The following is a 26,646-nucleotide window of genomic DNA, read 5'->3' as shown; positions in this document are numbered from 1 at the left end:
TGGTTTGTTTTTGAATGTTCTGTACAATGTAAGGGGGACTGTACACCAAACAAACGGGGGTGATGGAAATTGAGTTCCATGATTATTGCTGTTGTTGTCATTGTCGGTATCATAGTTGGATGTTCGATTTGGGCAATAAATAAAGGATATTCTTACAAAAACAAAATAGACGATATAGATGAGTAAAAGAAAAAACACACCGCATGCAGGTGTGTTTTCCTTTTATAAGACAAGAAATTTTGTTAGATAGAAAAGATCACATAATAATTGCTATTACGTTAAAACAAAGACTTAATATCACCGGTATTAGGGTTTACGATATACCAGCCGTAGGTGTTAATATAAGAATCTCCGCTCTGGAAGTTATTTACCACCTCTTGATAAATCTGGATCACATAATTTCCACGTTCATCATCGTGATCATAGGCAATCGTGAAATTCTCCGGTACCTCTTTCCCATATTTCTGGCGTACCAATTCTACAGCTTGATACTTAGAATAGGTTTTGCTTGTCGGGAGTTTACCGATGTAGACAGAGAGCGATTTCCCATCGTATACGATCGGTTTGCCAAGGTTTTCTGCTGCAAAACGAACAGGGACATATGCTGTATTTTTGTATAGAAATCCTTGTGTTTGAACAGGTGGTGATTTAGGTACACCATCGAAGTAAAAAGTAATAGGCTTTTCCATATCTGGTTTGACAGCCATTTCTGAAGCGGCATAGGCGATAGAGGAGGATAATAGAGCCCCGATTCCAATGCCAATTGCTAACGATTTTACATTTAACTTACCCATACGTAAATAAGCCCCACTTATCTTTATTTTTGTTAATCACAGTATGACAAATGATGACAAAATCTGCAAAAGTCGTGGGTAATAGGAAATTGTATCTAACGATCATAAATAATAGGTAGAAATTTAGTATTTCGCCCTGTAAAACCTCGTATCATGTGAGATATTTCATTTCATCATAGGATTACTGGAGTGTCATCTCATTCTCAAGCACTACAGAGGTCCAAGAAAGCTGATAAAGAAAGCAAAACTGAGTAGAAAGAACCATGCTTAGTAGTAATTAGCTTTACAAGATGATTGCGCTTTCAGAAATACCTAGTAATCTAAAGGCATTTGTTGCTTGGACAAGGTTAGTGTTTATCGCAGAAGCATTACTACATAAAGAAACATCCATGACATTGTTAACCACCCTACACAAAATAGTACCTTCCGCATAAATATCACCAACTTTTGGAATAATCTGATAATATTATAGCAAAGGAATTATGTAATGGATATCATTTTTGAAGAATCAGCTAAAATTAGATGCAGCTTCATTTTTACACACATAAAAACCTCCGTAATAAACGGAGGCTTCGAGGTTTAATTAATATGGTACGCCCGATAGGAATCGAACCTACGCACGCGGTTCCGGAGACCGCTGCTCTATCCACTGAGCTACGGGCGCATATGTTTCAGACAACAAAGTTTATTATATACGAAAATGGAGCATAGGACAACTTTTTTACTGTATGATTAAAAAGAGCAACAAAAAAGAGTCTTTGCCGAGCCAATCTTGATATACTGTATGATAAGTGTGCCAATACAAGATACGTCTTGGCAGGAAAATTGCATGAACGCTATAATAAAGGAAGAGAGTAAGGAAGGGTGGAAAGAAGTTGTTGGAGCTATCGACAGCTTGATGGTTTCTGACGGGAGGAGGAATGCAATATGAATATGGGCTTAGGTTTGTATCAAGAACAGACGTTAAAGTTAGTGATGACGCCTGAATTGCGTCAAGCTATTACGATATTGCAGTTTTCGGCCATTGATCTGATGAATTATTTGCAGGAACAAGCGATCGAAAATCCAGTGATTGATCTTCAGGAAATTGCGGTTGCCCAAGAACCGTTGCCTGTAGATAAACGGGAAAAGAGCTTGGATTTTGATTGGAAGGAATTATTGAATAATCCGGGGCATAATGATTTTTCAGTCAACAGAGATGAAAGCGCCTACAATCCTCTAGATTATGTGAGTGATACACGAACCACCTTATTTTCTCATTTAGAAGAACAACTCGGTTATGTAAAAAGATTGACGCCAGTACAACGTCAGATTGCCCAATATATTATAGGAAATCTCGATGAGCGAGGTTATCTAGAAGTGCCTGTCACTGACATTAAGGAGCGGTTAGGAGTTGATTTGGAGGAGGTAGAGGATGTTCTTCGAGTGATTCAACATTTAGACCCGGCTGGTGTAGCTGCGCGTTCGCTAGAAGAATGCTTGCTGTTACAACTAGAGCATGAGGGACAGGATGACGAACATATCGTAGAAGTCATTAAGCACCATCTAGTTGATCTGGCAAATAATCGTTTTGGAAAAATTGCTGAACAGCTTCATATAAGCGTAGGGGATGTACAACGGATTGCTGATTTGGTTCGTACGCTGAATCCGAGACCCGGAGTGGCTTATAGCAGCGCAGATATACGCTACATTGTGCCTGATGTTACAGTTGAAAAGGTAATGGGAGAGTATATTGTCATTGTCAACGATTCTTCGTTACCGCGATTGTCTATCAATCCCTTTTATGAACGAATGCTAAAAGAGAAAACCGAGAAGGATGAGGCTCGGCAATTTGTTCATGAAAAACTAAATGCAGCGGTGTGGCTTGCAAAAAGTCTAGAGCAAAGAAGAATGACCCTGTTGCGTGTAACACAGGCGATTGTTGACTTGCAGAATGACTTTTTTGAGAAAGGGATTCATTATTTAAAACCGATGACGCAAAAAGATATTGCAGAGCGAGTTCAATTGCATGAATCTACAATCAGTCGTGCTACCAGTAATAAATATGTACAAACTCCCCGCGGTGTTTTCGAATTAAAGTACTTCTTTACTTCGGCCCTGTCCACAGCAAGTGGAGAAGCGGCATCTTCAGAAAGCGTGAAGAAACGAATTAAAGCTTTCATTGACAAAGAAGATCGGAATAAACCATATTCGGATCAAAAGCTAGCGGAATTGCTGGAGAAAGAAGGAATTGAAATCTCCCGGCGTACCGTGGCTAAGTATCGAGAGGAAATGCTGATCTCATCGTCTGCTAAACGAAAACGCTTTTTGTAATGATAAAAAGAATGTAAAATAAGAGAAGATAAAGGAGCCAACCCGTTACCATGGCTAGCGAAGAAAGCAAACGATTACAATCAGATCATATTGAAATGATTTTATATGGTAGGCCCGGCTGTCACTTGTGTGATGATGTTGAGGAGCATATCAGACGATTAGCTGAGGAATTTCCGATCACGTATAAAGTTGTCGACATTACTCTAGATATGCGATTAGAGGAAAAGTACATGTTTACGATTCCCGTAGTTGAAATTAACGGGCTAGAAGCCTTTGTATCTGTAGACTCGGTTGTTACCGAGGAGGAATTACGCCTATATTTGCAAGAAAAAATGGGTAAATGTGAATAAATTAAGATTTCTCTTTTGGCTTCTTGTCAGCTAGCAGAGTGTATGCTACATTAAGAGTAAGCATTCTGCTTATTTTTTTGAAAGCTGCGGGACATAATTTGTATGATGTGGGACGTTTGAAGTCCCGTTGAGACTGGAAAAGGATGAGTGTGGAATGCGTACTTTATTAAATATCCAAAACAAGCTTGTTCCCGACCTCGTACAAGTATTGCGTAAACGATACGATCTTATGCAGTCGATTCGTCATTTGCAGCCTGTCGGTCGCAGGGCGTTAGCACAGAATTTACAAACGACTGAGCGCATCCTCAGGTCCGAAGTAGAGCTCCTCAAAGATATGGGCTTAATTCACGTCAGCCCGATTGGTATGAGCTGTACGGAAGAGGGAATCCAGCTTTTAAAAGAGATGGATTCTATGGCAGATGAACTGTTCGGCTTTAACGACCTTGCTCTACAATTACAACACATCTTACATATTCCTAAAGTAATTGTGGTTGCTGGTGACGTGGACGTATCGGAATGGGGTAAAAAGGAATTGGGACGAGTAGGAGCCCGGATATTAAAACAAGTAGTTCAAGAAGGTGACGTGGTTGCTGTTACAGGTGGGTCCACGATTGTATCGGTAGCTGAGCATGTTACTCCTTCCTCGCATTTTCGTGATGTACAATTTGTGCCAGCGCGTGGTGGACTTGGGGAAAAGGTAGAAATGCAGGCTAATACGATTGCTTCTTCTCTTGCTGCAAAGTCAGGTGGAACCTATCATCTATTGCATGTGCCTGATCGTTTAAGCCCTGATGTAGTTCAATCCTTATTGGGAGAAGCACAGATTGCCGAGGTTATGCAACTGCTTCACAAAACTAGGGTGGTTATACATGGAATTGGTGATGGAATGGCCATGGCTATGCGACGTAAGTACACAGAAGAAGAGCTTGAAGTACTACGAGAGCTTGGGGCTGTTGGTGAAGCATTTGGATATTACTTTAATGCGGCAGGAGAAACTATCTATAAAATGCCGACCATTGGCTTGTCCCTAGAAGACGTGAAGCGAGCTGATGTAGTTTTATCCTTAGGTGGAGGCAGTAGCAAAGCAAAAGCAATCATGGCCTTTGCCAAACAAGCATGCCAAACTGTTTTAATTACCGATGAAGGTGCGGCTCGAGCCATTTTGGAAGAGCATCGTCAATCCTCTGCTACAATCTAAAATAACAGTTGCAGCCTTGGTATGTTTTGTAATTGTGTGTGGATACACTAATCATTGGAATTTGATTTGTATCAGCTCTAGTGAAGCCTGCCTTGCAAACGTAATTGTGTGGAGAGTTATAAACAGATCACACGTTTGACAAGTAAAGGACTAGGGTAAAAAGATTTGTAGACATGGAATTGGTTGGATAAAGTTTGACATACTAAAAACAAAGGCTTTTTATTCGTAACATGGTTTTGTAATCGTCTGGTCATAGTAAGCTATGAACTGGTTCGATATAGATTCTCTAAAAAATTATTCTAAGAGTGGAACTTAGGAGGTTATCTACATGGTAAAAGTAGGAATTAACGGTTTTGGACGAATTGGACGTAACGTATTCCGTGCAGCTCTAAACAACCCAGCAGTTGAAATTGTTGCAGTAAATGACTTGACAGATGCAGTAACATTAGCGCATCTTTTGAAATATGACACTGTACATGGCAAATTGAATGCTACTGTTGAAGTAAAAGGAAACAGCCTAATTGTTAATGGCAAAGAAGTAAAAGTTCTAGCTGAGCGTGAACCTGCTAAATTGCCTTGGGGCGAGCTAGGTGTTGAAATCGTAGTTGAGTCTACTGGTCGTTTCACAAAACGTGAAGATGCTGCGAAACACCTTGAGGGTGGAGCTAAGAAAGTAGTTATCTCCGCACCTGCTACAAACGAAGATATCACAATCGTTATGGGTGTTAACCACGAACAATATGATCCAACAGCTCACACTGTAATCTCTAACGCTTCTTGCACAACAAACTGCTTGGCACCATTTGCAAAAGTATTGAACGACAAATTCGGAATCGTAAAAGGTCTGATGACTACTGTTCACTCTTACACAAATGACCAACAAATTCTTGACCTGCCACACAAAGACCTTCGTCGTGCTCGTGCAGCGGCTGAGAACATCATCCCAACTTCTACTGGTGCAGCGAAAGCCGTATCTTTGGTATTGCCTGAGTTGAAAGGTAAACTAAACGGTTTTGCAATGCGTGTACCAACTCCAAACGTGTCTGTAGTTGACCTAGTTGTTGAAACAAAAACTTCTACAACAGTTGAAGAAGTAAACGCAGCTCTTAAAGAAGCTTCCGAAGGCGCATTGAAAGGTATCATGGGATACTCTGAAGAGCCACTAGTTTCTTGCGACTATAATGGTAACCCTGATTCTTCTTCCATTGATGCTCTATCTACAATGGTAATGGAAGGCAACATGGTTAAAGTAGTTTCTTGGTATGATAACGAGTCTGGTTACTCCAACCGTGTAGTAGATCTTTGCAAATACATTGCTGAAAAAGGTCTGTAAGCCATACAAACTTTCATGTAATGTGAAAAGGGAGAGCTTCTCTCCCTTTTCCACTATGTATAAGCTAGATTAAGCAAGTATTTAGTCAGGTAACAAGTCTGAGGGGGGTACCTTCCGTGAACAAAAAGTCCATTCGCGATATAGAATTAGCAGGTAAACGTGTGTTTTGTCGAGTAGATTTTAACGTCCCAATGCAAGATGGCGTAATTACAGACGACACGCGTATTCGTGCTGCTGTTCCAACTATTCAATATTTAATCGATAACCATGCTAAAGTCATTTTGGCTAGCCATTTCGGCCGTCCAAAAGGTGAAGTAGTGGAAGAAATGCGTCTTACTGCGGTAGGCGAACATCTAGCTTCTCTTCTTGGCAAACCCGTAAAAAAACTGAACGATTCAATTGGCGCAGAGGTTGAGTCTGCTGTTCAAGCGATGAAGGAAGGCGACGTAATCCTTCTTGAAAATGTTCGTTTCCATAAAGGGGAAGAAAAGAACGATCCTGAGCTAGCAAAAAGCTTTGCAAGCCTTGCTGACCTGTTTGTAAACGATGCATTTGGTACAGCTCATCGTGCACATGCAACGACTGCGGGTATCGCTCAGCACATTCCAGCAGTAGCTGGCTTGTTGATGGAAAAAGAGATTCAATTCATGGGTGGTGCTTTGTCCAAGCCTGAGCGTCCTTTCACAGCAATTGTGGGTGGAGCGAAAGTAAAAGACAAAATCGGCGTAATTGAAAATCTGTTGGGCAAAGTAGACACTTTGATCATCGGTGGCGGTATGGCTAACACTTTCATCAAAGCACAAGGTTACAATGTTGGAGCTTCCCTTTGTGAAGAAGATAAGCTGGATCTTGCTCGCACGTTGATGGAGCAAGCAAAAGAGCGCAATGTGAATCTGCTTATGCCAGTGGACGTAGTGGTTGCTGATAAATTTGCAGCAGATGCCAATACACAAGTGGTAAGCATTGACGCGATTCCAGAAGGGTGGATGGCCCTCGATATCGGACCAAAGACCGTGGCTAACTACCGTGATGCAATTGTTCCTTCTAAAACAGTAGTCTGGAACGGACCTATGGGTGTATTCGAAATGGATGCTTTTGCAAGTGGTACGATTGCTGTTGCTAACGCAATGGAAGAATGCCACGGCACAACAATCATCGGTGGTGGTGATTCTGTAGCGGCTGTAGAAAAAGCAGGTGTAGCAGATAAAATGACCCACATTTCTACTGGTGGTGGAGCTTCCCTTGAGTTCATGGAAGGTAAAGAGCTACCAGGCGTAACCGCATTGCAAGACAAGTAAAATGCTATCTTTTGTAAAAGGTGAGGAGTGGAAGTAATGAGAACACCAATTATTGCTGGGAACTGGAAGATGTTCAAAACAATCGCGGAAGCAACTACGTTTGCCTCTCAATTACCAAAAGAGGATCAAGCTCCTCAAATTGAAAAAGTAATCTGCGCACCTTTCACAAACTTGCCAGCATTGGCTGAGCAATTCAAAGGTACTCCTTATAAATTAGGTGCTCAAAACGTGCATTTTGAAGAAACAGGTGCATTTACCGGTGAAATCAGCCCGCTAATGTTAAAAGAGCTAGGTGTTGAATACGTGATTATCGGACATTCCGAGCGTCGACAATACTTCAACGAAACAGACGAAACAGTGAACAAAAAAGCAAAAGCAATCCTTGCTCATGGTATGAAGCCAATTGTTTGCGTAGGGGAGTCCCTAGAAGAGTACGAGGCTAATACCACTGAAAACGTGGTTCGTACGCAAACAGAAGCTGCTCTTAGCGGTCTAACTGCTGAGCAAGTAAAAGAAACTGTAATTGCTTATGAGCCAATTTGGGCAATCGGTACAGGTAAATCTTCTACGGCTGAAAATGCTAATAAAACGATCGCTTTCATCCGCAGTGTAATTGCTGGTGCATTTGATGCTAACACAGCAGCTCAAGTACGCATTCAATACGGTGGTAGCGTGAAACCTGAAAATGTGGCAAGCTATATGGGTGAGTCCGACATTGATGGAGCACTAGTTGGCGGAGCGAGCCTAACTGTTGAAGGCTACATGGGCTTAGTCAACGGAGTACAACAGTAGGAGGGGAAGCTATATGGCTAACAGACCAAAACCAGTTGCGTTAATTATTATGGACGGGTTTGGTCTTCGCACGAATGATTACGGTAATGCTGTTAATCAAGCGAAAAAACCAAACTACGAGCGATTGATGAATGATTACCCGAATGCTACCTTGCTAGCTTCTGGTCTTGAAGTAGGTCTTCCAGAAGGACAAATGGGTAACTCCGAGGTAGGTCACTTGAATCTTGGTGCAGGACGCATCATTTATCAGGATCTTACTCGCATCACCAAGTCCATTAAAGAAGGCGCATTTTTTGAAAACGAAACATTGATCGCTGCTTTTAAGCATGCGAAAGAGAATAACAAAAAGGTTCACTTCTTTGGCTTATTGTCTGATGGCGGTGTTCATAGCCACATCAACCATCTACTTGCTCTGCTTGAGCTTGCAAAAAAGGAAAACGCAGAGGATGTATTTGTCCACGGATTCCTAGATGGTCGCGATGTAGCTCCTGATAGTGCCGTTACCTACATTAAAGAAGTACAACGTAAGATGGATGAGCTTGGGGTTGGTAAAATCGCGACTGTCCAAGGCCGTTATTACGCTATGGACCGTGATAAACGCTGGGAACGCGTTGAAAAGGCATACCGTGCTATGGTATATGGCGACGCCCCTCATTACTCTGATGCAATCAAGGCAGTAAAGGAATCCTATGAGAAATCTGTCATGGATGAATTCGTTATGCCTGCTGTAATGGTTGATGAGAATGACCAGCCGATTGGGAAAGTAGAAGACGGAGACTCAGTTATCTTCTTCAATTTCCGTCCTGACCGTGCTATCCAAACCTCTCAAGCGTTCACGAATGAGGATTTCCGTGGATTTGACCGTGGAGAGAATTATCCGAAAGACCTACACTTTGTATGCCTAACGAAATTCTCTGAGTCAGTCGATGGATATGTAGCCTACAAACCAACAAACCTAGATAACACGCTAGGTGAAGTGTTAGCTCAAAATAATCTGAAGCAATTGCGTATCGCGGAAACAGAAAAGTATCCGCATGTAACGTTCTTCTTCAGTGGTGGTCGTGAGCAGGAGTTCCCAGGTGAGACGCGTATTTTGATTCCTTCTCCAAAGGTAGCTACCTATGACCTACAACCAGAAATGAGCGCTTATGAACTAACCGACGCAGTAGTGAAGGAAATTGAAGAAGAAAACTTCGATACAATCATTCTTAACTTTGCAAACTGCGATATGGTTGGCCATTCAGGTATGATGGAGCCTACCATTAAAGCTGTTGAAACTGTTGATGCTTGCGTAGGTCGCGTAGCAGACGCTATTATTGCTAAGGGCGGAGTAGCTATCATCACAGCCGATCACGGAAACGCTGATTGGATGCTTACAGAAGAAGGCAGACCAATCACTTCTCATAGCACAAACCCTGTTCCAGTTATTGTGACCAAAAAAGGTATCGAACTGAGACCAGATGGTATTCTAGCTGATTTGTCTCCTACTATGTTGGAGCTATTAGGTGTAGAACAACCAGCCGAAATGACAGGAAAATCTATTATTAAATAAGAATAAGAGAATAAGGAGATGGCATTTATGACAACAATTATTACTGATATTTACGCTCGCGAAATTCTGGATTCCCGTGGTAACCCAACTCTAGAGGTAGAAGTATACTTGGAAGACGGTTCTATGGGCCGTGCAGCAGTTCCATCTGGTGCTTCCACTGGTGCACACGAAGCAGTTGAGCTTCGCGATGGTGACAAATCTCGTTACCTCGGTAAAGGTGTAACAAAAGCTGTTGCAAACGTAAACGATACAATCGCACCTGAGCTAATCGGTATGGACGCTACTGACCAAGTTGGTATCGACATGACAATGATCGCTTTAGACGGTACTCCAAACAAAGCAAAATTGGGTGCTAACGCTATCCTAGGCGTATCTATGGCAGTAGCTCGTGCAGCAGCTACTTCTCTAGGTGTTTCCTTGTACAACTACATGGGTGGATTCAACGCGAAAACTCTTCCAGTTCCTATGATGAACATCCTTAACGGTGGAGAGCACGCTGATAACACAGTAGATATTCAAGAATTCATGGTTATGCCAGTAAATGCTCCTTCTTTCAAAGAAGCTCTACGTATGGGTTCTGAAATCTTCCACTCCTTGAAAAAGGTTCTTCATGATAAAGGTCTTAACACAGCAGTAGGTGACGAAGGTGGTTTCGCTCCTAACTTGAAATCCAACGAAGAAGCGATCACTACAATCCTAGAAGCTATCAAAGCTGCTGGATACGAAGCTGGTAAAGACGTATTCATCGCTCTTGACGTAGCTGCTACTGAAATGTTCAAAGATGGCAAATACCACTTCACTGGTGAAGGCGTAGTAAAAACGACAGAAGAAATGGTTGCTTTCTATGAAGGACTAGTATCCAAATACCCAATCATCTCTATCGAGGATGGATTGGCTGAGGATGACTGGGAAGGTTGGAAGCTTCTAACTGACCGCTTAGGAAGCAAAGTTCAATTGGTTGGTGACGATTTGTTCGTAACAAACACAGAACGTCTAATGACTGGTATTGAAAAAGATACTGCTAACTCCATCTTGGTTAAAGTTAACCAAATCGGTACATTGACTGAGACTTTCGATGCAATCGAAATGGCTAAACGCGCTGGTTACACAGCAGTTATCTCTCACCGTTCTGGTGAAACAGAAGATTCCACAATCGCTGACATCGCGGTTGCAACTAACGCTGGTCAAATTAAAACAGGTGCTCCATCCCGTACAGACCGTGTTGCGAAATACAACCAATTGCTTCGTTTGGAAGATGAATTGGGTGAAACAGCTCGTTACGGTGGCCGTGCAGCATTCTACAACCTTAAAAAATAAGCTTCGTTTTATACGAAAAGACATCTTTGCTTTTAGCAAGGGTGTCTTTTTTTGTTCATGAAACAAAAAGATCGGACAAGGAGCATTGAATGCGCAGGAGTGGTGTACCTTGGTAGAGATGCATTATCGCCATCATCTCTTACAAAAAGAGCATTGCAAGCATTTTTATCACAGATGAAGCAGTAAAAACAAAGAAGCTCTGATGTCATTTGGACGATCAGAGCTTTTGACTATATCAGGTAAGGCGTACGTCTGATATATTTTTGATATGTTTGGAAGAGTAAATGAATTATTTCTTTTCAGACAACCATTTAGATACTGCTGATATTTCCTTTGCGTCTTGAAGAACACCTTTTGGCATAGTACCTTTACCGTTTTTGATGACATCACTTATCGCTTTTTCATCAAGCTGCGAGCCGATGTTTGCAAGTGCGGGACCCACCATGCCTTCCAGGTTTTGACCGTGACAGGATGTACATTTTTGTTTAACAATTTCTTCAGCATTGATATTGGTAGTTCCACCAGCTCCGCCGCCCTTTGCTTCTTCGCCATGTTTAGGCGGATAAATAATAGAGGCTACGAGGAACAGTACGAAAACGAGGAACAAGATACCAAAAGAGAACCCAAATGCTTTCGCCGAGTCAACTACGTCGTTTTGATTCACGTCTTTCTTAAAGTTTGAACCAGCCATGCGAAAGGAACCTCCTAAATACTAGATATAAGAATGAAACCTACTTGCATTTTACGGGAAAAGCAGTGTACTTGCAAGGAAAGTGACACACTAGTTCACAATGTACACAATTCTGACAATATTTAAAGAACTCATGCTTTCTTACCTTATTATAGAAACATATTCAAAATGATGGATAAAGTAAGCGCTTTTATAGGTAAAAAAGGTAAAGATTAAAAGTGAAATAAATTGATTAATCTATAAAAGTCTGACATTTATCATTATAAAACCTTGGCAATTTTTTGTATAGGGAATCCATTGTCTGGAAGTGTATGGAAAGGATGTTCCAGCAAGTTGTTGTTCCCTTTTAATTGTGGTAAAGTAAAGATTATAGACAATGAAGGGTCGGTTGTACTTACATTGTAACGAGGTGAAATATTATGCTAGCTTTACTTGCAAAGATTTTCTTAATAGTTTCCGCTATCGGTTTAATTCTTGTCGTTCTTCTGCAATCCGGTAAAAGCGCCGGTCTTTCTGGAGCAATTAGCGGTGGGGCTGAACAACTTGTTGGTAAACAGAAAGCAAGAGGAATGGATGCTGTTTTAGGTAAAATCACAGTGGTTCTCGCTGTATTATTTATGCTATCCGCTATCTTGCTGGCATTCTTCCTTCAAGCAAAGTAAATGGTAAAAAGACAGCAGACGCTTTTGTGTTGCTGTCTTTTTTTGTACGCATTTCTACATATGATGGTACAAAGAAATAAATGACGGGTACAATAGTGAGGAAAGTATTACGAGAGAAGAACATGTTTTGTGTTGAACATAACTTGGCATACTAAAACATAATCAAGAAAAAAGGAGCTTTTACATGAAAGATATAGATATCCTTTCCTTTATGAGGGAACAGGCGTATCATCCGATGACAATACATGAACTAGAAGAAGCGTTTGGCTTACAGAACTCAAACGATTTTAAGCAACTAGTAAAAACCTTGAATCAGCTTGAGGATAATGGGGAAGTTGTACGTACACGTGCAAACCGCTATGGGATTCCAGAAAAAATGAACTTGGTTCGCGGTAGGCTACAAAACCATCCTAAAGGGTTTGGCTTTGTCATTCCTGAGACTCAAGGCGAAGAGGATGTGTATGTGCACTCTAATGATATGCAGGGAGCAATGCACGGGGATACGGTATTAGTTCGAGTGGAAAAAGAAGCATTCGGAAGTCGGCTGGAGGGTAAAATCGTTCGGATAGTGGAACGTAGCACCAATACGATTGTCGGAACCTATCAGGATGAGCGCCACTACGGCTTTGTTATTCCAGATGACAAGCGGATTGGCAAAGATATCTTTATTCCACAGCAAGCAGTAAATGGGGCTGTAGATGGCCATAAAGTGGTTGTACAGATCGTTAAGTACGCAGAGGGTAGAGGAAACCCCGAAGGAGAAATAACCGAGATTCTAGGGCATAAAAACGATCCTGGGGTGGATATCCTTTCGATTATTAGAAAGTTTAACTTACCAGAGGGCTTTCCCGATGATGTGCTTGCAGAAGCGGAAGCGGCTCCAGATCGGATTTCGGATGAAGAGATAAAAGGTAGACGCGACCTGCGTGAGCGCATGATGGTTACGATTGATGGAGCAGATGCAAAGGATTTGGACGATGCCGTTTCTCTGGAGCAATTAGAGAATGGGAATGTGCGTCTAGGCGTTCACATTGCTGATGTAAGCTATTATGTCAAAGGAAAATCAGCGCTAGATCAGGAAGCTTACAGACGTGGTACAAGCGTGTATCTAGTGGATCGAGTCATTCCGATGATCCCACACCGATTATCAAACGGTATTTGTAGCTTAAATCCAAAAGTGGATCGGTTAACGATTACCTGTGATATGGAATTTGATGCAGGGGCTAATGTTGTTTCGTATGATATCTATTTAAGTGTAATTCGAACCAACGAGCGAATGACATATGCAGATGTGCGTAGTATTTTAGTGGATCAGGATCAGGAGTTACGTGAGAAATATCAGGAATTAGTCCCGATGTTTGAAAGCATGGAAGAGCTTTGTCTCAAATTGCGTAAAAAACGGATGCAGCGCGGGGCTATCGATTTTGATTTCCGTGAGGCTAAGATTTATGTAGACGCTGAAGGAACACCAACCGATATCGGCTTCCGCACGCGCTCCATAGCTGAGCAAATCATTGAAGAGTTCATGCTCGCAGCCAATGAAACAGTTGCAGAACACTTCCATAAGCTGAAGCGTCCTTTTATTTACCGGATTCATGAAGATCCAAAGGAAGAAAAGCTACAAAACTTCATGGAGTTCATCACTAGCTTTGGGTACAGCGTGCGCGGCAAGGGAACGTCGGTTCATCCAAAAGCGTTACAGCAGCTGTTGGAGGAAATCAAGGGGACACCAGAAGAAGTCATTATTAGTACGGTATTGCTTCGTTCCATGAAACAGGCACGTTACGATGCAGAAAGTATGGGACACTTTGGGCTATCTACCGATTATTACACGCATTTTACTTCGCCTATTCGCCGTTATCCGGATTTAATTGTGCACCGAATGATTCGTTTATGGTTAGAGAAAAAACAGCTTGATGCGAAGGAAGAAGCATATTGGATTGCTGAAATGCCAATCATCGCAGAGCATACTTCACAACGAGAACGCGTAGCAGTAGATGCCGAGCGTGAAACAGACGATCTGAAAAAAGCTGAGTACATGCTACAGCATATTGGCGAAGAGTTCGAGGGCGTGATTTCAAGTGTCACCTCCTTCGGTATCTTTGTAGAGCTGCCAAACACGATTGAGGGATTAGTCCACGTTAGCTATCTAACAGATGACTATTATAATTACCATGAAAAAATGTACGCTCTGATCGGAGAACGTACAGGAAAGCAGTATCGCATTGGCGACGAGGTTTTGGTCCGTGTAACTACTGTTAATGTTGACGAACGCACCATTGACTTTGAAATCGTAGGTATGAAAAAGCCAAGTGAGCTACGATTTAACAGGTCTCGTCAGGCAAAAGTGATTAATGGTAATGGCCGAGACAAAGATCGCGGTGGTAATCGAAAACAGCGTCGCTCGAAGTCTTATAAAGATACGGGTCCGGCGGCTGCGAAACGAAAGCATAAGCAGGAACGAAATCCAGGTGGTCAAAATACCCGTGGAAAAGATGCACAGCGTCGTTCAACTGGTAAAACAGAAGCGGGACGGTTTATCGCACTTCCAGGCCAAGAAAATCAGGAAGCAGTGGAATCCAAACAAAAGGGCTTTTGGGAGGATTTTGTAAGCTCCAAGCAAAAGAAAAAACGAAAATCCGTGGTAAAACAAGCGAAGCGTAAACGGAGATAAGCGTGAAGAGACGCAAGAAGGCAATGGAGTACAAAGCATTGCCTTCTTGTCTTATTTTTGTTAAAATTAAAGGCACTACTCTTGCTCAGATGAGGTGATTTCCGTGACCGTTTCTAAAAAAGGAACAAAAACTGTAGCCCAAAACAAAAAAGCCCGACATGATTATCACATTGAAGAAGTGATGGAGGCAGGTATCGAGCTAACCGGTACGGAAATCAAGTCGATTCGAGGCGGACGAGTGCAGCTAAAGGATAGTTTTGCTCGTATTGTTAATGGAGAGCTTATTTTATATAACGTGCACATTAGCCCTTACGAACAAGGCAATCGATTCAATCATGAACCTGAACGAAATCGCCGTTTGTTAATGAAGCGTTTGGAGATTCTGAAATTGAACAGCTTGATTCGTGAACAGGGATATTCCCTTGTTCCGCTTAGCATTTATTTAAAAAACGGCTGGGCAAAGCTTGAGCTTGCTGTTGTCCGTGGGAAAAAGAATTATGACAAGCGTGAGGACCTGAAGAAAAAGGATGCCCAACGCGAGGTTGCGAGAGCCCTGAGAGACCGTCAGAAATATTAGAGGAAAAGAACGGCTTCAGGCGGCAGTTCTTCCAACTCTGCCAGTAACCCACATTGAGATTTTTACGTAAACTGTGGTAGTATAGGTGTACAACGATGGACGATTTGAGACATCGTTGCAAGCCATTTATTTTATATGAGGCTGTGTAGTAAAGAAAAACTGAATAAGTTTTCTTTGCTCTTTCTATCCTGGGGGCGTTTTGGATTCGACGGGGATGGTAGAGCATGAGAAGCGAGCCGGGGGGCTGCGGACCTCGTCAACAACGCGGAAAGCCATTAACTGGCAACAAACAACTTTCTCTAGCTGCCTAATCTCAGCTAGGTGCTACCACTCCATCGCCCATGTGGCGTGACTAGCACTCACTCTTAGTGGGATACGCCTGAGGCTTCCGTCTGGAGCCGATGGAAGAAGATCAATCAGACTAGGTAGCGGGTCAGCGCGTCACTCCGCGAATCCACTACCGAAACATAAATGAGTGACTGCGCTCGGAGATGCTCATGTATCGCTGTTTTCGGACGGGGGTTCGAATCCCCCCGCCTCCATAAAAGTACCGAATTGGGAGATTTGACAGGTAAAAGCTGTTGAATCTCCCAATTTTCATTTTTATGAAGAATGATTTAGAAAATAGATGGAAACACACTTTTTTTTGCTAGGACAAGGAAAAGAAATCGTATTGAAAAATTAGTGTCAATCTTTCGTGTGAAATGATCGAAAATTATGAAATCATGTTATTATCATCGATGAAACCATACCCGTATTTATATATTGGAGGCAAATATATAATGCAAAAAGAAAAATGGGGCGAAATACCTCTACTAATCCCACTTAAGCCTATCGTAAATCCATCATTCATAGCTTGCAGTCATTCCTGTGAAAAAGGAAAACTAGCAATCTGTAACATTAATCTCGAAAAAGGAAAAAAGGAAACCCTATATCCCATCCCTCAACAAATAGCCAAAATCTCAATCTCACCTACAGGCAAGGTAATATACGGAGCTGAGCTTGATCAGCAAGATAACAAAAATGTAATCGCATTTTATCGGATAGAGACCAATGAAAAACGTACAAATAAAATTACAGTGATACAAGCTGACGAATATCGCAATAAATGGATGGAAACCAATAGCTTGAATGACGTTGAGGCTCATTTATCTGAAATATATGCCCTAGACGATCAGTACGCCCTTTTTTTCATCTCAAGTTCAGGGGTAGAGTATGGGAAACCTTACTATAGTGATATTTTCTTAATTGATTCGATTGAACCATCTGTTTATAAAATAACTTCAGATATAGGTCATAATGATAGTTTGCTTCGACTTGATAGCCTACAAGCTTTCTATGCCGATCAGCATTACTACTTCTATATGAAGACAGGTAGAATTTATGCGTATGAAAAACAAAGCATGTGGAGAGAGACAAAAGCAAGTGATCCTTACTATGACCATTTGGAAACCATCATGATTTTTAACACGAAAGATTTTATTAAACAGGTAAAAGCCAATCAGAGAACGCTAAATGGAAAATTAATTGAGCAGGTTAATTACAATCAGACTTTGAGTGAAATGGATATAACAGCAGAAGGCATAAGCTATTTATTAGGTGACATTCCAAATGATGTACAATGCTTGATAAAATACAAGGCGAGCAGCAATGAAAAAGATAAAATTTTTAATGAGACAAGTATAAAGGAATACAAAAATAGGGATGTACATGAAGATTGGCTGTATGAGCATATTGCCAAATTACAGAACAACATGAATGATAGGTATACGTTAGAAACTCGATATAATCATTATAATGTATTCCTAAGCGAAGATTTTGGTTAGATTGGGTATCCGAAATCAGTACCAATCAACCATAACTCACTTCCCCTGACAAACCACATCATATATGATTGAAATTATACAAAAAATGAAAAATGACTAATGAAAATCCCAGGAGGTGATAAGCAATGGCAATAAAGCGTAGTTTGTCAGAGACCGCAGCATCTCATGCAAAGCCAAGTATTGGAGGCGATACTTTGCATGGGGTGGATATTCAATAGAAAATCGCCCAAGTTAGCATAGATCATTTCTAATTTTTGGCTTTGCACCTTATTTTCATTGATTTAATGAATAGGGGGCAGTCAGAAATGAAATATGTGAGTGCAACAGCTATTTTACCCGAAAAGCTGCTTGTTGAAATTCAAAAATATATTCAAGGTGAAACCATATATATTCCCAAACCAAAAACGACGCACCAAAAATGGGGCTCGCGTTCTGGCGGAAGAAAGCTCATTGATGATAGAAATACTGCCATTAGGCATGCATTCAAAAATGGAAAAACGATTCATCAATTAGCTGATGACCATTTTCTTTCGATAGAGACGATTAAAAAAATTGTATATTCCAGTAAACAGGCGTGAAGATTGCTGCACTTATAATCTATTCCCAAGATTATAAGTGCTTTTTGTATGTCGAGTTCATTTCTGAATCAAAGACTGCATATCAAAGCACAAGCCAATTTTTTATAGTGAAAGAGTGAAGAAGGGAAGAAAGCTTGAGCCTTTTGAAAAGACTAGGTTTATGGATTTGGAGGGAACGATATGGTGGAGCCATTTATTCAAAATCATCAATATAACTTTATTAAGAAGCAAATAGATATTCTGCGAAACGCTACCTTAACTGTTGCTGATCCTAAAGTAATGGAAGCGGTGAGGTATGGAGCAGAAGTAAAAGTAATAGACGTGTTTCCCACCGTTACGGATATTCAAAAACAATTGTTGGGGAGAATCTCTTCCATAAAAGCGGAAGAGTTTCAGGATTATCTCCGTTCATTAACACCCTACTTACTTGAATTTCCACAGGTGACTGAAAAACAGATCAGGAAGCTATTCCCCAAAAATAAAAAGCTTAAGGTTCCTGATTTAGTAACGATTGACTTCCTCAAGGTAACCTATCTTGGCTGGATTAACATTTCTAGCAATAAACTATTCATTGTTTATCATTTTAAAGGGAAAGCCGTTGGGATCGAAGGGAGATATTCTCTTGTACACAAGAAAAACATATGTGCATTATGCCATGGATATACGGATGTTGCTTTATTTTCAGCGATCTCGAAATCAAGAGCTGCTCATGTATCCTCTGATTATTACAAAGCGGTTGGTCAGTATATATGTATTAATAGTCATGAGTGTAACAGCAGGATTACGGATGTTACTGCCTTAGAGAGGTTTATTGAGGATGTAATAGGCTAAATCAGTTCTAGTTGGTATTAACTCATATAAAATACTCACCCCTCATTGAACCTTTCGTAACTTAAATCACAGCTTAATCAATGGCTGAACAATAGACATTTCTAAGAGAATAACTATCGATGCACTATCATATCGCAAATCAAAAGACACCTTATGATTCAGGTGTCTTTTTTTGTATATTACACGGGGCTTCCAGAATAACATTTATATGATGACGAACCTTTGTTGAATATTTGATGCAGTCCCGCCAACCTCAATTTGTTCGATTTTCCCCTGTTTAATAGAAAGTCTTGAAATAATGGTGGAAGGCTGATTCATGCTGTGACCCTGAGAGAAGACTAAGGGGTGAATGGCCTGATCAGAAATGAATTTATGCTTGTACAAATAGCATGCTAGTGCCCCACAGGATGTCCCTGTCGCACTTTCCTCCGGTATATCATACAAAGGGGCAAAGTTCCGGCAAGCAGCAATCATTTCGTTTTTTGTATCCAATGTGAATAAATGAAAGCCAATAACCTGATATTTTTTGCTTAGTTGTGAGATCAGATCAAAATCAGGTGTAATGTTATGGAGAATCTCTAGGTTTTTTATAGGAACAAGGCTATCTTTTAATCCCGTTGATCATCTGATTCAGAAAAGTGCTGGACTAGTTTATTTGCTCCATTCAAGAGATGTCTACCATTTTGACGATACATATGATAGGGCAATAACGCTGTAAGTGTAGAAGAGAAGGATAAATCATTTTAGAGATAAACAAGTAGGAGGGTCTATATTGGAACGATTTACAGATGAGTATGGTCATAAATATTGCTTTAATATGGTAACTCATTATGGGGGCAAGGTAGTCGTGCATTGCCCGAAATGTTCGAAAAACGCATATATTTCAATAGAATCTAATGAATATGTTCTAAGATGCGGTGCGTGTTATCATACCGAAACGCAAATGGAAGCCTATAAATACTCGGCTAGAGGGGTATGCCAGCATTGTGAAAGATACTTCAATCTGGAAGTAAAGGATGAAAAGCAACTAACCCAAAAACAACTGAATATAGCTTGCCCTCATTGCCAGACAATCAATCAAGTGCCAATGCATAGAGTGGCAGATTATCGTTGGCGATATCAGGATATTCGAGGTGGGAGGGATCCGATTTTTCATATGGAGCTATACTATTTGGATTATTTTCGCGGGAAACCGGTGTGGGCTGTAAATCGAGAGCATTTGAGCTATCTGATATCCTATACGTCAGCCACTTTGCGTGAAAAACCAGCAAATGGTCCTATGCGAACTGCTTCTCATTCCCTTCCTGCGTATATGAAAGAGGCGAAGAATCGGGACGCTATCGTAAAAATACTCCATAAGCTACAGAAAAAATTTGAAGATTAGCAAAGCGAAAGAAATGAGTGGATTTAAACGAATAAAGGTATGAGGAGGAGTGACAATTCATGCAATATGTAAGGGTGCCAGTAATGGAGGAGAATGAACTCTATTATTTTGAGCTTGATGATCGCAGAGTCGCATATCGACAAATTGTGGTAACCGATAACGATCATTATACGGTATCGACTAGACCTGATTTTAAATTAAGTGAGATTGAAATAGAGTATGCAGACAATGAAGTGATAGATAAAGCTGAATTTGAAAGGCTATGGGACTTCGTGCTGGAACCATATAAGGAAGAATGGGATCAGATCAAAAGTGAGTATAGCATAGGGCAGGAAATCATGGGAGTCATCGAAATGTTTTATCCTCAGGGAATTATCATTAGGGTAAACGATAGCGTCTATGCAGTCACAGAGTACGAGGCTGTTAAGAGTCAGGTAAAACCAGAGTATTTATATCCTGGATATAGGATCAGTGGAGTCATCAATGGTTATGATGACAAGAATTTTTGGCTTGTTCTTGCAGCGTGCTCCATGAAGGGAGAGCGAATTTCATCATCTACCCCGTAAGAGAAAAACAAGGATGGATTAACTCACGAGAGAAGACGGCAGGAGTTTCTAGAGGATAGATTGATGCCGCCCACCTCCTTCTTGAGAATCAGGAGTTAATCATATCGGCTTACAAGTGAATTCAGTTTCTTTTAACGAAAGCATCTAGGAGGGGAAGACATGGACTGGTTAAACAAAGAAGTGGCAGGGGCATGGCGTGAGGAAGGAAAACGGTATGCTTCAGATGTAAACCGTTTTATCCGCGAAATAAGAGAGATGGAAGGAAAACAGGAGCCTGCGTATCCTTCAGATGATCAAAGGTCTCAATTGGCGGAAGAAGTTTTCGAAATGATAAAGGCCGCTAACAAGAAGGGTAAATGGCAACAGCTTCGTCAAGAGCTTCCTCCTGCGACATGGCCATTGGCTACGAGGTTTGAAAAGGAGATGCAGGCTGTAAGGTCTATTTCATTTCTGGATGGCAAAACACTCGTCTTCACCTCAGGAGCAACATGGGAGAAAAGTAGTGTTTTCATAGCGAGTGAAGAGGGCGTAGAGCAATGTAAAGAGTTAAGCTATATTGGCTGCTCGATGGATGGTTCTGTATATGCTTTGGTTAGTCAGCGGGATATCCGTCTGATTCGTCATCCGGATCGACATTTACAGGGAGAAGAAGTAGCAGTGTTTCGTTGGGAGGATTTATTGTCACAGATTAAATCAACAATTCCTGATTTAAATACGCTTGCAGATTGTGAGCATCCTGAGGAAATACTAGAGGAAGTAATTCCATTTTCAGACGGGAAAAGTTTGCTACTGGCTAGTGGGTACGGGATTTACTTCATAGAAAAAGATCAAGTAACGCTCCTGCATCCTAGTGTGTCAGAGTGCTTAGAAGATGAGCTGGAGGATACTGACATTGATATGCCTCATGCTTCTGTTTCCCATGATGAACGTTGGATTGCCTTTGGCAGTCAATGCAGTGACCATTTACTTATAGATCGAAAAACAGGGGAGAGCAATTCGTTCTATCCGGAGTCTAGCTACCCGCATTACTGCTTATTCTCTAAAGATAATCAGAGCGTTTGGTTTAACTCATGTCACTTTTATAATGGAATAATGTTTCGCGTTCCATTGAAAGAGGTGGATAATGGTCAGGCGAAATCAGTAGAAGAGTGGCCAATCATGGATGAAGAATCCAGGGTCTATACTGCTGTGGCACTATCAGGGGGAACTGTGTTTGGCAATGCATACGGCTACGTGTGTTATATCAATCCAGAAGGTCAGGAGCTATGGCGTCATTTTGTCGGCAGTACGATTTCTGGCATAGCGGTCTCCAAGGACGAAACGCTATTGGCAGTCGGTACCTATGGAGGCATGCTTCATCTTCTAGATTTGCAGGCGGAGGAGATGGACGAATACGGGATTGGAACGGGGACGCTGCGTGAATGTGAACGTTTTATCACTTGGAAGGGACTAGATGAAGTCTTACGTTGGTAATCAAATAGATAGGAATGATATAGCATGGTACAGGCGGTGCGAACATGAATGGGAAAAAGCGAAGTGAGATCATAGCTGGGCTAGAAGTGGAGATTGTTTTAAAACAAGATCAGCGAACAGGAAAGCGTACAAGAGGAATTGTGAAAGACATTCTGACGAATTCCAGCACGCATCCACATGGCATAAAAGTAAGATTGACGAACGGAATGGTAGGTAGAGTACAAGAGATTATCAAAGGGGAGTAGCTTACGTTTGAGATTAATCCCTATGGTGGAGCTTTAGAAAGAAGTCTGTAAGTAGGTTACAAATCTTTTTTGCTAACATAAAGGAAAATGGAGATGTAACAATCAGTCGATGTTAATCTCCATTTTCTCTTTTATCTTTTCGTGTATGAAACTGATAAATTCATTACTAGGTATTTCATTAACGGAATTTGGACTCTACCGTTATCTGGTCAATCCCCCCACCTAAGGAGTCCCAATTCCCCCAGCCATTACTAGGAGCGCTCTGCCAAATATGCCAAAGAGCCTTGTCATTACCCCGAGCGAAGACCTCTAGACGCCCGTCCGCATTCTGTCCTACTTCTAGCAAATCAATCCACCCACCAAGGGAAGCCCAATTATTCCAGCCATTACTAGGAGCACTTTGCCAAATATGCCAAAGAGCCTGATCACTCCCCCGAGCAAAAACTTCTAAGCGTCCATCAGCATTGTGTCCTACAGCAAGCAGATCAATCCAACCGCCGAGAGAGTCCCACTTACTCCAGCCATTATCAGGGGCACTTTGCCAAATATGCCAAAGAGCCTTGTCACTCCCCCGAGCAAAGACCTCTAAGCGCCCATCGGCATTGCGTCCTACAGCAAGCAGATCAATCCAGCTACCAAGGGAAGCCCACTTACTCCAGCCATTATTAGGAGCACTCTGCCAAATATGCCAAAGAGCCTGATCGCTGCCCCGAGCAAAAATTTCTAAGCGCCCATCCGCATTTTTTCCTACGGTTAGCAGATCAATCCAGCCACCAAGGGAGTCCCACTTACTCCAGCCATTATTAGGAGCACTTTGCCAAATATGCCAAAGAGCCTGATCGCTGCCCCGAGCAAAGACCTCTAAGCGCCCATCAGCATTTTTACCTACAGCTAACCTATCGATCCAACCGCCAAGAGAAGCCCAATCACTCCAACGACCATTCGGGGTCAATTCCCAAATATGCCAGAGGGCATTATCTGTACCAATAGCAAAAACCTCTAAGCGTCCATCCGCATTACGAGCTACTACAGGTGAATGAATGGCACCACCTAAGGAGGTCCAGCCACTCCAACCACTTTTACTTGAAGCAACTTGCCAGTTATGCCAAAGAGCTTGATCATTGCCGCGAGCAAAGAAATCTATTCGACTGGCTAAGCCTTTTTCTGTTGCTGACATTATGAACACCATCTTTCAGTAATAGATTGGAAATATTTCCAAAAGTATGTTATTTAGCAAATAAGATTCTTGTTACAAAGGATTAAAAAATAGGTTTTTGTGCATCAAAAATAATAGAATGAGAAAGTCATGAATACGAAGCCGATGTTCCTCTGCTTTGACTGATTCCAATAGAACGTACTCCTAAGCTACTTTGTCAAATAAAAGTAAGAGCGAGTGTTTTCCTAGACAGCTCACTATGAAAACGATCGCTCTTTGTTTGAACAAAATAGTAGTTATGTGTAACAGACTAACTTGTTTTTTTCATTGACAGTCCATATTGAAAAATCAACACGTTAGCCATCAGGACACCTAAAAGTCTTACTCCGCAGATTCCGTCTACGACTGTTATTCTTTGTATCTGTCTAGCTTCATTTCGTATTCATCTCGGCCACTACGATAAAACAGCTCCTTTATGGAAAAGTAAACACAGCCTTATGCAGGGATAAAATCTCCGCCTTAACGTTAAGGTGTTGTTAAGGTTACTGTGATAGGATAACAACGAGGTGGAGAATTGTGGAGAACGCCAAGATCTTACTTGTTGATGATGAAAGATCAATTGTTATAATGCTGGAGAAAGTATTGAGAAATGAAGGCTTTCATCAAATATTTCACGCTTCAACAGCAAAGGAAGCCTTGCAAATGGTTCAGGAGCAGAAACCAGATTTCATTGTGCTTGATGTCATGCTGCCGGACCAAAGCGGGTTTGATATTTGTCCAAAAATCAGGCAGATGTCCCATGCCCATATTTTGTTCGTTACGGCAAGAGCCTCCGATTTGGACATTTTGACGGGATTTGCTACAGGCGGAGATGATTATGTAACAAAACCATTTAATCCATTGGAAATCGCTGCGAGAATTAAGGCTCGCCTGAGACGAGATAATTTATCTATTCCAATCTCAGAGCCAGAGATTACAACATATAGCTACAATTTTGGCAGGTTTATCGTAAACGAAACGGCAGGGGAGCTTATCGTGGAAGGACAGCGGGTCTCGTGTCCGGCACAGGTCTTTCTGTTGCTGCTCTATTTGTGTAAACATCCCAATCGGATATTTTCGAAAGGTCAATTGTATGAAGCGGTATGGGGATTAGATGGTCTAGCAGATGATAACACTGTCATGGTTCATATTCGTAGAATTCGTGAAAAAATTGAGGTTAATCCCAGCGATCCAAAATATCTGGTAACCGTTCGAGGGCTGGGGTACAAACTTGTCAAGGAGAACAGACGTGAGTAGGTTAAAACGAAGGCTAGCTGTACACTTTATGTATCAGTTTTTTTTACTTGCAATCGGAACACTTCTGCTCATCACTGTGGGATTAATTGTACTTGTACAAGAAATCAGTCAGAACGAGATTAAACGGAATTTTCCCGCAGGTGCACTGGACATAATGGTGTCTGATACCATAATTGAAAAAGACAAAGTCCAATTTAATGACTTGTTACTAAAGCAGATACGTGAAAAGGGCATGTGGTTACAAATCGTTAGGGAAGATGGGCGCGTTATTCATTCAGTCAATGTTCCCGAAGGCTTGCCAAACAGCTACCGAATCGATGAGCTGTGGGGGATTCATCAAACAAGTCATTGGAATTCATATACGATATACACAAAGATTTATAACACATTTGATTCACCGTATTTATTTTTACTAGGTAATAGTGAACCAAACAAAGAATTGGCGGCTAAATGGTTTGCCCACTATGCTCATCAAGGAATAGTGGCCACTTCTTCTCTGGCACAGATAGAAAAAGAAGTGAATGATCTAGGTTACCTACATGTTGTCGATCCACAAGGAAATGTTATTCAAACAATTGGCAAAAAAACAGAGAAACAGCAGTATCTTCCTATTGATTTAGTGAAGATGCAGATGGAGCCAGGTTCTTATCCGACGAAAATTGATGTATATTATGACCCTACATCTCTTAATACGTGGGTTCTACATATTACGAAAAAAGACGGAGAGTATCAGAAGCAACCGCTTTTACATGAAATCATTTATACTCTCGTAAAATTATGCGGGGGACTTTTTGCTCTGGCCATTCTTTTTTCCATCTGGCATGGCTATCGTTATGGTCAGCCGTTGCTGTTATTTATTGGCTGGCTGGAGCGAATGGGACAGGGACGCTACGATGAGGTATTGACCAAGAAGGACAGGAAAAATGCGTATCGTAAAAACGGAAAGCTACGCATGCGATATCGACTTTATCAGGAGGTTATTGAGGCTTTTTATCAGATGGCTGAAAAGCTAACAGAGTCGGAGCGGGAGAAAAAACGGTTGGAAAAAACCAGAGAAGAGTGGATGACTGGAATTACTCACGACCTGCGAACACCTCTGACAACCATTCAGGGCTATGGACACATGCTTGAAAGCAAACAGCTTGATTGGACAGAAACGGAATTACAGCAAGTGGGGCATATGATTCGAGAAAAGGCGGATTATATGCGGATCTTAGTAGAGGATTTTTCTCTTTCCTTTCAATTAAAGAACAATGCGGTATCCTTTTTTGTAGAACGGGTGGAGCTAAATGAATTTGTAAGACGGATTATCTTGCAGCATATCAATGACGTAACCATAGAGGAAACCTCATTTACCTACGAAAATAATCCTGAGCCACTGTACATGATGGCTAATCCGAAGTGGTTCACGCGCATGCTGGATAACCTGATTATTAATGCAGTCAAGCATACTCCTCCGGGGACGATGGTTACAGTTATGACGAAGCGCCAGGAGAACAGAGCAATATTAATTGTAAAAGATGAAGGATTAGGGATGGATGAGGAAACGAAAGAAAAGCTATTTGAACGTTATTATCGTGGCACTCATACGGAGGAGAAGACAGAAGGCTCCGGTCTGGGAATGAGTATTGCAAAGGCCATTGCAGAGGGGCATCACGGGACAGTCGAGGTAGAAACAGGAGTAGGCAGGGGTACTGCGATCACCTTATCGTTTCCTTGTGAATAACATCAGTAGGGAGC

At 41.5% G+C, this 26,646-nt stretch carries 25 protein-coding genes, 1 tRNA gene, 1 other RNA gene and 1 pseudogene; 23 read left to right on the top strand and 5 right to left on the bottom strand.

Features of this window, described 5'->3' with window-relative positions:
* The first annotated feature begins 78 nt into the window (after positions 1 to 78).
* Positions 79 to 186 (top strand): YtzI protein, encoded by a 108-nt coding sequence (ytzI, locus tag BRLA_RS25080; protein WP_241494848.1) that lies wholly within the window; start codon positions 79 to 81, stop codon positions 184 to 186.
* A gap of 92 nt (positions 187 to 278) precedes the next feature.
* Here ytzI and BRLA_RS20785 read toward each other — a convergent pair whose 3' ends face one another.
* Positions 279 to 794: a stalk domain-containing protein gene (locus tag BRLA_RS20785; RefSeq protein ID WP_003334385.1), complete on the bottom strand. Its 516-nt coding sequence runs from the start codon at positions 792 to 794 to the stop codon at positions 279 to 281.
* A 589-nt stretch (positions 795 to 1,383) separates the two neighbouring features.
* Positions 1,384 to 1,458, bottom strand: a tRNA-Arg gene (locus BRLA_RS20780).
* Positions 1,459 to 1,721: 263 nt separating this feature from the next.
* Between BRLA_RS20780 and rpoN the strand changes: the two genes are divergently transcribed.
* The 9 genes and pseudogenes from rpoN to BRLA_RS24910 all read left to right on the top strand — a co-directional run.
* Positions 1,722 to 3,107, top strand: coding sequence for an RNA polymerase factor sigma-54 (rpoN, locus tag BRLA_RS20775; protein ID WP_003334388.1), 1,386 nt, complete (start codon positions 1,722 to 1,724; stop codon positions 3,105 to 3,107).
* A 50-nt stretch (positions 3,108 to 3,157) separates the two neighbouring features.
* On the top strand, positions 3,158 to 3,457 hold the full coding sequence (locus BRLA_RS20770; RefSeq protein WP_003334389.1) for a glutaredoxin family protein: 300 nt from the start codon (positions 3,158 to 3,160) through the stop codon (positions 3,455 to 3,457).
* A gap of 154 nt (positions 3,458 to 3,611) precedes the next feature.
* The gene (locus tag BRLA_RS20765) at positions 3,612 to 4,655 is read left to right on the top strand and encodes a sugar-binding transcriptional regulator (protein WP_003334390.1); all 1,044 of its coding nucleotides are present in this window, start codon (positions 3,612 to 3,614) and stop codon (positions 4,653 to 4,655) included.
* Positions 4,656 to 4,983: 328 nt separating this feature from the next.
* Complete coding sequence (gene gap / locus BRLA_RS20760; protein WP_003334392.1) at positions 4,984 to 5,988, top strand: type I glyceraldehyde-3-phosphate dehydrogenase; 1,005 nt, start codon at positions 4,984 to 4,986, stop codon at positions 5,986 to 5,988.
* 116 nt (positions 5,989 to 6,104) lie between these two features.
* Positions 6,105 to 7,286, top strand: coding sequence for a phosphoglycerate kinase (locus BRLA_RS20755; RefSeq protein WP_003334393.1), 1,182 nt, complete (start codon positions 6,105 to 6,107; stop codon positions 7,284 to 7,286).
* 36 nt (positions 7,287 to 7,322) lie between these two features.
* Positions 7,323 to 8,078, top strand: a complete 756-nt coding sequence (gene tpiA / locus BRLA_RS20750; RefSeq protein WP_003334394.1) for a triose-phosphate isomerase — start codon at positions 7,323 to 7,325, stop codon at positions 8,076 to 8,078.
* Positions 8,079 to 8,091: 13 nt separating this feature from the next.
* Complete coding sequence (gpmI, locus tag BRLA_RS20745; protein WP_003334395.1) at positions 8,092 to 9,630, top strand: 2,3-bisphosphoglycerate-independent phosphoglycerate mutase; 1,539 nt, start codon at positions 8,092 to 8,094, stop codon at positions 9,628 to 9,630.
* A 27-nt stretch (positions 9,631 to 9,657) separates the two neighbouring features.
* The gene (eno, locus tag BRLA_RS20740) at positions 9,658 to 10,947 is read left to right on the top strand and encodes a phosphopyruvate hydratase (RefSeq protein ID WP_003334396.1); all 1,290 of its coding nucleotides are present in this window, start codon (positions 9,658 to 9,660) and stop codon (positions 10,945 to 10,947) included.
* A gap of 79 nt (positions 10,948 to 11,026) precedes the next feature.
* Positions 11,027 to 11,125 (top strand): annotated as a pseudogene (locus tag BRLA_RS24910) (DinB family protein); the annotation flags it as partial.
* A gap of 111 nt (positions 11,126 to 11,236) precedes the next feature.
* Here BRLA_RS24910 and BRLA_RS20735 read toward each other — a convergent pair.
* Positions 11,237 to 11,638, bottom strand: a complete 402-nt coding sequence (locus BRLA_RS20735; protein WP_003334398.1) for a c-type cytochrome — start codon at positions 11,636 to 11,638, stop codon at positions 11,237 to 11,239.
* A gap of 419 nt (positions 11,639 to 12,057) precedes the next feature.
* On the opposite strand from BRLA_RS20735, the gene secG reads away from it, so the two are divergent.
* From secG to BRLA_RS20705, 7 genes are all read left to right on the top strand, one after another.
* Positions 12,058 to 12,300: a preprotein translocase subunit SecG gene (gene secG / locus BRLA_RS20730; protein ID WP_003334399.1), complete on the top strand. Its 243-nt coding sequence runs from the start codon at positions 12,058 to 12,060 to the stop codon at positions 12,298 to 12,300.
* A gap of 184 nt (positions 12,301 to 12,484) precedes the next feature.
* Positions 12,485 to 14,974, top strand: a complete 2,490-nt coding sequence (gene rnr, locus BRLA_RS20725; RefSeq protein WP_003334400.1) for a ribonuclease R — start codon at positions 12,485 to 12,487, stop codon at positions 14,972 to 14,974.
* Between the two features lie 103 nt (positions 14,975 to 15,077).
* Entirely contained in the window at positions 15,078 to 15,551 is a 474-nt protein-coding gene (smpB, locus tag BRLA_RS20720; protein ID WP_003334401.1) for an SsrA-binding protein SmpB, read from the top strand.
* A gap of 190 nt (positions 15,552 to 15,741) precedes the next feature.
* Positions 15,742 to 16,096: a transfer-messenger RNA gene (gene ssrA, locus BRLA_RS23455) on the top strand.
* 237 nt (positions 16,097 to 16,333) lie between these two features.
* Positions 16,334 to 17,377: a hypothetical protein gene (locus BRLA_RS20715; RefSeq protein ID WP_003334402.1), complete on the top strand. Its 1,044-nt coding sequence runs from the start codon at positions 16,334 to 16,336 to the stop codon at positions 17,375 to 17,377.
* A 305-nt stretch (positions 17,378 to 17,682) separates the two neighbouring features.
* The gene (locus BRLA_RS20710) at positions 17,683 to 17,955 is read left to right on the top strand and encodes a CD3324 family protein (protein ID WP_003334403.1); all 273 of its coding nucleotides are present in this window, start codon (positions 17,683 to 17,685) and stop codon (positions 17,953 to 17,955) included.
* 180 nt (positions 17,956 to 18,135) lie between these two features.
* Entirely contained in the window at positions 18,136 to 18,786 is a 651-nt protein-coding gene (locus BRLA_RS20705; RefSeq protein WP_003334404.1) for a FusB/FusC family EF-G-binding protein, read from the top strand.
* A 204-nt stretch (positions 18,787 to 18,990) separates the two neighbouring features.
* Here BRLA_RS20705 and BRLA_RS20700 read toward each other — a convergent pair whose 3' ends face one another.
* Positions 18,991 to 19,350 carry a PhzF family phenazine biosynthesis protein gene (locus tag BRLA_RS20700; protein ID WP_236867717.1) on the bottom strand — a complete coding sequence of 120 codons (360 nt, stop codon included), beginning with the start codon at positions 19,348 to 19,350 and terminating at the stop codon, positions 18,991 to 18,993.
* Positions 19,351 to 19,558: 208 nt separating this feature from the next.
* Between BRLA_RS20700 and BRLA_RS20695 the strand changes: the two genes are divergently transcribed.
* From BRLA_RS20695 to BRLA_RS20680, 4 genes are all read left to right on the top strand, one after another.
* Positions 19,559 to 20,170 (top strand): hypothetical protein, encoded by a 612-nt coding sequence (locus BRLA_RS20695; protein WP_003334406.1) that lies wholly within the window; start codon positions 19,559 to 19,561, stop codon positions 20,168 to 20,170.
* 59 nt (positions 20,171 to 20,229) lie between these two features.
* Entirely contained in the window at positions 20,230 to 20,736 is a 507-nt protein-coding gene (locus BRLA_RS20690; RefSeq protein WP_003334408.1) for a hypothetical protein, read from the top strand.
* Positions 20,737 to 20,895: 159 nt separating this feature from the next.
* Positions 20,896 to 22,209: an NHL repeat-containing protein gene (locus tag BRLA_RS20685; RefSeq protein ID WP_003334409.1), complete on the top strand. Its 1,314-nt coding sequence runs from the start codon at positions 20,896 to 20,898 to the stop codon at positions 22,207 to 22,209.
* A 44-nt stretch (positions 22,210 to 22,253) separates the two neighbouring features.
* A complete protein-coding gene (locus BRLA_RS20680; protein ID WP_003334410.1) occupies positions 22,254 to 22,454 on the top strand; it encodes a YwbE family protein in 201 nt (66 codons plus the stop codon).
* Positions 22,455 to 22,632: 178 nt separating this feature from the next.
* On the opposite strand, the gene BRLA_RS20675 is transcribed toward BRLA_RS20680, so the two are convergent.
* Positions 22,633 to 23,631, bottom strand: a complete 999-nt coding sequence (locus tag BRLA_RS20675) for a PLL family lectin (protein WP_003334411.1) — start codon at positions 23,629 to 23,631, stop codon at positions 22,633 to 22,635.
* Positions 23,632 to 24,186: 555 nt separating this feature from the next.
* On the opposite strand from BRLA_RS20675, the gene BRLA_RS20670 reads away from it, so the two are divergent.
* Both BRLA_RS20670 and BRLA_RS20665 read left to right on the top strand, forming a co-directional pair.
* Positions 24,187 to 24,906 (top strand): response regulator transcription factor, encoded by a 720-nt coding sequence (locus tag BRLA_RS20670; protein ID WP_003334412.1) that lies wholly within the window; start codon positions 24,187 to 24,189, stop codon positions 24,904 to 24,906.
* Positions 24,899 to 26,632 (top strand): sensor histidine kinase, encoded by a 1,734-nt coding sequence (locus BRLA_RS20665; protein WP_003334413.1) that lies wholly within the window; start codon positions 24,899 to 24,901, stop codon positions 26,630 to 26,632. Before BRLA_RS20670 ends, BRLA_RS20665 begins: the two co-directional genes overlap by 8 nt.
* The last annotated feature ends 14 nt before the right edge of the window (positions 26,633 to 26,646 follow it).

This window comes from Brevibacillus laterosporus LMG 15441 (assembly GCF_000219535.2).
Taxonomy (GTDB): domain Bacteria; phylum Bacillota; class Bacilli; order Brevibacillales; family Brevibacillaceae; genus Brevibacillus_B; species Brevibacillus_B halotolerans.
The sequence above is the reverse complement of the archived record's forward strand: the minus strand, read 5'-3'. Positions and strand labels throughout refer to the sequence as shown.